The 6,537-nt window shown below is 61.3% G+C and carries 6 protein-coding genes; 1 reads left to right on the top strand and 5 read right to left on the bottom strand.

Annotation, left to right across the window (positions count from 1 at the left end; translation table 11 throughout):
* Nucleotides 1–600 (bottom strand): saccharopine dehydrogenase C-terminal domain-containing protein (locus Q1K49_RS03950; protein WP_300523052.1); only part of this gene is annotated, 600 nt, incomplete at its 3' end.
* A gap of 324 nt (nucleotides 601–924) precedes the next feature.
* On the opposite strand from Q1K49_RS03950, the gene Q1K49_RS03945 reads away from it, so the two are divergent.
* On the top strand, nucleotides 925–1,128 hold the full coding sequence (locus tag Q1K49_RS03945) for a hypothetical protein (protein WP_300523050.1): 204 nt from the start codon (nucleotides 925–927) through the stop codon (nucleotides 1,126–1,128).
* A 136-nt stretch (nucleotides 1,129–1,264) separates the two neighbouring features.
* Here Q1K49_RS03945 and Q1K49_RS03940 read toward each other — a convergent pair whose 3' ends face one another.
* The 4 genes from Q1K49_RS03940 to Q1K49_RS03925 all read right to left on the bottom strand — a co-directional run.
* Complete coding sequence (locus Q1K49_RS03940; RefSeq protein WP_300523047.1) at nucleotides 1,265–1,468, bottom strand: cold-shock protein; 204 nt, start codon at nucleotides 1,466–1,468, stop codon at nucleotides 1,265–1,267.
* Between the two features lie 110 nt (nucleotides 1,469–1,578).
* Complete coding sequence (locus Q1K49_RS03935) at nucleotides 1,579–3,036, bottom strand: chemotaxis protein CheW (protein ID WP_300523044.1); 1,458 nt, start codon at nucleotides 3,034–3,036, stop codon at nucleotides 1,579–1,581.
* A 97-nt stretch (nucleotides 3,037–3,133) separates the two neighbouring features.
* A complete protein-coding gene (locus Q1K49_RS03930; protein ID WP_300523041.1) occupies nucleotides 3,134–4,924 on the bottom strand; it encodes a methyl-accepting chemotaxis protein in 1,791 nt (596 codons plus the stop codon).
* Between the two features lie 249 nt (nucleotides 4,925–5,173).
* Nucleotides 5,174–6,537: FapA family protein (locus Q1K49_RS03925; RefSeq protein ID WP_300523038.1), on the bottom strand; the 1,364-nt coding region annotated here is incomplete at its 5' end.

Below are 6,537 nucleotides of genomic sequence, written 5' to 3'. Positions count from 1 at the left end.
AAAATCCTTGAGAAAGAGTCCTGACGTGGCCTCCACCGTAACGAGTTCATTGTTTTCCACATAACGGGCAGGACGCGTGAATTCTTCGATAACGTCTCTTGCGGACCAGGTGACCTGATAGTTGAACGGAGGCTGCGGATTCTTGGGAATGCCCCCCACGTAGATGTAGGCCCGCTCTACTTCGTCCAGAAGTGCCGCACCGCGCCCCATGAGGAAATTGGACATGCCCGGCGCAACGCCCATGTCGGGGACCACGGTAACACCTTTGCGCCTCGCGTCCTCGGAAAGTTCCTCGAAATCCTCGGGCATGAAGGAAATGTCGCTCAGGCTGTATCCGAGATCGATGACGGCGCGCATCATGGCGTGCCCGAATCGCCCGGGAACACCCGCAGTGACGACGTCGGCACCTTCGAGGATCGGCGCGAGCGCTCCGGCGTCCGTGGCGGAGGCAGTTACGGTCTTCACGGCTGGAAATTTCTTCTTCAGCGCCTCCAGGGCCGTGGCGTTCAGATCCACCACGGTGACATCGAAATCCTCCATCATATCCGCGGCGATCACGTTCCCCACGAGACCGCATCCGAGTTGCACGGCTTTTTTCACGACAAACCCCTCCTCGTGCGAAATGCATTTCTTGAGTACTATATAGCATACAATAAAACCACATGTCAATTGTCCATGCAAATCTGATCCTTTCGACGACGCCAGGCGCCTCACGAGAGGCGATCCACTCTCTTCTTCCGTTTCTCCGGCACACTACGCCGGAGCCCCCGTGGCAATTACAGGAATTAATACGCAAAACACGCGAAAAAGTTGAGTACAAGAGGGGTAACGCGCTATCATGACGTTGGAAAAATGTTGTTTTCGAGTCCGCCCGGATGGGACAGGGATGTGAGTCGGGCGAAGGACATGGAGGAGGAACGGTTCATGACGACACTCTACAAACCGCCGCAGAAAAAACCGAACGTGGAAATTCAGCTCCTCTGGGTCGCTCTGACCGTCTTTCTCGCACTGGCCATCGTGATGCTCACCATTCATTTCTTTCCTGCGGGAAAGGAGTGGGCACACTCCGAGTTCGTGCGGATGATCCTCGAAAAGTTCTCTTCGAGACAGTGGAGCGGCATTCGGTGATACGGAAAGGGAAAAGCGGGGGGCGCGCTGCGAATCCGGAAATAAAAACGAGGAGGCGAGCCGAAGCCCTCCTCCTCGCAGATAGTCGATGTGCTTTTATGCCACCGAACGAACTCTTACGAACAAACTACCGCGCCTACAGTTTGATGACGTTGGAAGCCTGAGGCCCCTTGTCGCCCTGGGTTACATCAAAACTGACCTGCTGCCCCTCGGCAAGAGTCTTGAAACCCTGCCCCTGAATTGCGCTGTAGTGCACGAACACATCCTTGCCGTTCGCGTCGGTGAGAAAGCCGAAACCCTTTGCCTCGTTGAACCACTTGACAGTACCCTGCGTGCTCAATGTATTGCCTCCCAAAACGGTGAAGTACGTCCGGACCAAGCCGAACTGGTATACCCTACAGTTTTTTTTCGATTCTGTCAAGCTTCGGAAAACCTCGCGAACTCCCTGTGTCACGCCTCCGGCCCCGCCGGAACAGTCGTCTCCACATTCCTGGCGGTCTCTCCGAAGACCGCCTCCGCGTCGAGAACCAGCAGGAGGCGTCCGCCCTCGAGATGCCCCACGGCGGAGACAAAATGCCCTGCCTCGCCGAAATCGACGCCCCCCAGGGGCGGCGGCGCAAGGCGGTCCTCCGGAACCTGCTCGACACCCACCACCGAGTCCACAAGAAATCCGAGGGAGACCCCGGACACGTTGGCCACGAGGATCCGCGATTCTTCTCCCCGTTCGTGGACATCTCCTCCGAAACGTTTCCGAAGGCTCACCACGGTGACGGATTCGCCGCGAATGCTCATCACACCCTCGACGAAAGCGGGAACGCCCGGCAAAGGGGCCACCACGCTCCGACGGGTGATCTCCCGAATGGTCCCGATGGGAAGTCCGAACTCCTGTCCGTTCTCCAGAAAAACCACGAAGGTACGCATCCGTTCCTTTCCTCCGCCGCCCGCTCCGGCAGCGGCGTCCTTGACGTCCGCGAGGTCCAGTTCCCGGGAACTCACGAGAACCTGTTTGTCCAGCAGGGCGATGATCTGCCCCCGCACGTCGAGAATCCCCGAGACGACACTCCGCCCCTCGGCAGTGCGGGTCACCGCAGGCGGCTCCTGAAGCATATCTCTGGAGACCTCGAGCACTTCACGGATGCCGTCCACAAGAAATCCGGTCCGTGCCCTTCCGTAATCGAGGACGACGATCTTCGCTCCCTCGGAGGCGTCACCGCCACTGGAAACGCCGAGGCGCATCCCCAGATCGACCACGGGCAGGATGCTTCCTCGCACATTGATGACACCCCTCACATGGGGAGGCGCCTCGGGAACAAGGGCGGGACGGGACGGACGGATGATCTCCCGGACATCCTCGAGGGGAAACCCGTACACATCGTTTCCGAGGGTGAAGGTCACCACGGAAAAAAGATTCTCGTCCCGCTCCGTTTCCTTCTCCGTGCGCTTTTTTCGGAAAGCGGTGTCGCGAAGCCGCCGGAGCGTCTCGGGATCGATGGAAAGCACCGCTTCGGGATCGAGGAGCATGAGCAGCCGTTCTCCCGTGCGAAGAACTCCCGCCACAAGCCCCTTGCGCCCGGGATCCTGCGGCGCCGCTCCGGCGTCGAACTCGGCATCGCCGAGAGAGCTTACCTGGGACGCTTCGTCCACAAGGAGCCCCACGACAATCCCCTGAAGATCGAGAATCACGATCTGTCCCTCGACCTCGGGATCGCGGGCCATGCCGAGGCGCGACGCCAGGTCCACCACGGGGAGCACTTCGTCCCGAAGGGCGATCATGCCCTTCACGTGGGCGGACGCGGAAGGGATGGGTGTAATAGCGCAGGCACGCACGATCTCCCGGACAGATCCAAGGGAAACGGCGAAGTGTTCCCCACCGACTCCGAACTCGACGTATCCTCCCGATTTTTCCATGTCTCCCGAGCCTCCTTCATCAACGTCCTCGGGGGGCCGCATCGCGGCCCAAGCGCCCCGCAACGTGCGGCCTCCCCCTCGGAAATCGTTTCGATGCCTACTTCTTCGCAGGGGTGAGCGCCAGACCGGCACCGCCTCCGGCAGTGACCTTGAAACGCCCGAGAAGGTCCCGGAGACGCTCCGCCGAGCCGGCCATGTCCTGAGATTCCTTTGCCACGCCCTCGGATGCCGTGGAGGTATCCTCCGCGGCGTTGCGGATTCCCTCCACGGCGGAAACGATCGTGGCGGTTCCCTTGGCGGCCAGATCGATACCCGTGGCCATTTCCTCCGCGGAGGCGGCCTGCTCCTCCGCGGAGGCGGCGATGTTCTGCATGGCGTCGGTGACCAGAGCGATCTCCCGAAGGGCTCCGTCGAGCTGCGCCTGGGTCTGCAGGGCTTTCCGCACCGTCCCTTCCACGATCTCGTCGGCCTTCTTCATGGCCTCCACGGAGTTCTTCGATGACGTGGACAGCGCCGTGATAAGGGATTCCACTTCCTTCGCCGCCGTGTTCGACTCCTCCGCGAGTTTTCGCACTTCCTCGGCCACCACGGCGAATCCCCGTCCGGCCTCACCGGCCCGGGCCGCTTCGATGGCCGCATTGAGGGCAAGGAGGTTCGTCTGATCCGCGATGTTCTTGATGGTCGCCACGAATCCCGTGATGGAGGCCACCGATTCACCCATGCGGTTCATGCCCTCCACGATCTCCCGGGATTTGACGCCGATACTCCGGATCTCCTCCACAACATCCTTCACCCGGGCCACGGAATTCTCGCTCGCTCCGGCGGTTCTCGCCGCCGCCTCGGCGCCCTCCGTGGCGGCCTGGGCGGAGGTAGAGGCCGTGCTCGCCACCTCTTCGACCCCCGCATTGGTCTGCTCCAGCGCGGCAGAGCTGTTCTCCGAGAGGTGCATCATCTGGTCGATGGAACCCCGGATCTCCTCCATGGAGGCCACGGTCTCCTCCGAAAGCGCCGCGAGAGACTCCGCCCTCCTGGCGGTGGCCTCCGCCTCGGACTGGAGCTGAAGGATCACGTCGTTCTGGGCGCGGAGCATTGCATCCAACGAAGTGCCGATCTGGGCCAGCTCGTCCGGGCCGGAAAGCTCCGTGAACATGGTGAGATCCCCCCGGCGACCCGCTTCCGCAGTGGCGAGGATGCGGCGCACCGCGCCGAGAAGCTGCCGGATCATGACGAAGGAGAAGAAGAATCCCCCCAAAGCCGCCAGGATCACCACCACCCAGATGATGCGCGTGGCCCGCTCCATGAGCCCCCGGTTCATCTCGGCGGATGCCTCCGCCCCGTCGTCGAGAATCTCGCCTATGTCGTTGAGCGCCCCCCGGACGCGTTTGAAAAGAGGACTCTCGATCTCCCTGATCGATCCCGGAGCGGCCGCGCCGGAGCGAACCTGCTCGATGAAACGCTCGGAATCGCGAGCCCACTCGGGAAGATCCTTTTCCAGCTCTCCGAAGATCTGAAAGATCGACTGGGTTCCCTTCTCCAGACGATATTGCTCCCATTCGCTCCGGTTCGTCTCCAGGATACTTTTCGCCTTGCCCGAACGGTCCCGCACCTGCTCCACGTTCTCACGGAAGTCCTTGAGATGTTTCGCAAACTCCTCCGGCGCCTGCGCGAGAGTGAGGAGAGCCTGCCGGGCCACCAGGGCCTGGTAGAGATCGCGATCCGCGTTGAGGATGAGGCTTTGGGCCACAAACGCCTCATCGTAGATATTCGCGATGAGATCCTGATAGATCACCTGCGTGGACCGAATCGAAAAAGCCGCCACGCCCACCAGGGCCGCAAGAAGCACTCCCACGGTGATCCAAAGACGGACTTTGTAGGTAAGATGTCTCATTCCTCACCCCTCCTCTTCTCTTCTTTACTCTCTTCTGCGTACCCTCCGGTTCTCTCCCGTTCGCGAGATTTCACAGCGATCACCTGGGACTCCTCCGCACACACCCCCTTGTTCAGGTTTGCCGGATACGTTTTCCCCGGTGTCAGGGCGCTCCTTCACTCCAGGGACCTCGGTCCGAGACCTCCATTCCGGGCAGGAACACCACGACTTCGGCCCTGCCTCGAAACACCGAACCTCCCGCCGGAAAAGCTATCCGTAAATCCCGGTGACGAGTTCCCCTGTGTCGGGATCCAGATAGAACAAGATGAAACGGAGTTCGTCTTTGATCTCCCTTTTGACGCCCCTGATCTCCACCAGCACGCCCGGAAAAACCCGGTTCTTCACTTTGATGAACCCCCCGGATTTCACGGTCTGTTCCATGCGGTTCCGCAGAAGCGTCCGTTCGTCCTGCAGAAGGTTCATCTCCCTCACGGCAGTGTTGTAGTGCTGCATGAGAAGGTCCATTTTGACCTGCATTTCCTGAGGAAGCCGAATCTGTCCACCCTGGAGGAATTTGGCCGTGGAGTGCTTCACCACCTCGGAAATTTTCGCGGCAAGGTCCTGGAGTTTCTTGATACGCCCGTCGAGAGCTCCCAACTGCTCCCGGACGCGGAAATCGACCCCCGAGACGAGATGGGTCCGGGTCCCCATGGTGGATCCCGCCGAAACGGCATCGATGCGGTCCCGGGCGACCACGATGCCTCCGAGGACCCCTTTCCTTCCCTGCACCTCCACGGTACCGCAGGAAAACACCTCGGCGTGGAGCAGGTGGGAAACAACGGTCACATCTCCGTCGGCACCGGCATGCCCCCCCTCCACGAAGCGAACGGTCAGGCGCCCCTTGGCGTCCACGTCGGCTTTCTCGCCGAGAATACCTCCGTGCACGTGAAGATCCCGCCCGGCTCGCACGAACGCGGACTCCACGTTGCCGAAGATCTCCACATCCACGCCCGCCTCCACGCGGAACCCGTCCAGCACGTTGCCGCGGACGATAACGCTGCCCTCGAAAACGACATTGCCGCTTCCGTAGTCCACGTCTCCGGGAATGACCACCACGGGCTTGACCGAGACTTCGCTCCCCGAGAAGAGGGGCTGCCCCTTCCGGGCGGCGACGAAGTGGCGCCCATCCTCGCAAACAACCCCCTCTCCGGCCCGGAAGACCATCTTCTTCGCCGAGGGACCGTCGATGACGTTCCCGAAAATGTCCCGCCCCGGAACGCCGTCGACGGCGGGATCGAGGATGGCGAGCACATCGCCGGGCTGCACGGAGAAAATTTCCCCCTTGTCCCGATAATCGATCGCGCCCTCGTCGTTTTCTCCCCGGAGCTCCCGCTCCCGTTCCCGTTCCTGTGGAAAGAGGATCTGCAGCGTCGCCTCCTGGGGCTGCTCGGGAGAGATTCCCTGGGCCGCAAGAACACGCCGTTGAATCTCACCGTCATCATTGCACCGCCGCACCGCTTCAGCAATATTTTCCTCAAGAAGCGCCTCCACGTTCATTTCCCGGAAGCGCTCCCGCACGCTCTCGTATCGCAGTGGAACACCGCCCCCCGAGGCGGGGTAGAGATCCACGAAGG

This window comes from Aminiphilus sp. (assembly GCF_029975095.1).
Classification (GTDB): Bacteria; Synergistota; Synergistia; order Synergistales; family Aminiphilaceae; genus Aminiphilus.
Note: the sequence above shows the minus strand (reverse complement) of the source record. Positions and strands in the feature narration are given on the sequence as shown.

Excerpts from the sequence above, each read along its gene's own strand:
- Q1K49_RS03945 (WP_300523050.1), top strand. The coding sequence starts at position 925 with ATGACGACACTCTACAAACCGCCGCAGAAAAAACCGAACGTGGAAATT.
- Q1K49_RS03935 (WP_300523044.1), bottom strand. The coding sequence starts at position 3,036 with ATGGAAAAATCGGGAGGATACGTCGAGTTCGGAGTCGGTGGGGAACAC.
- Q1K49_RS03930 (WP_300523041.1), bottom strand. The coding sequence starts at position 4,924 with ATGAGACATCTTACCTACAAAGTCCGTCTTTGGATCACCGTGGGAGTG.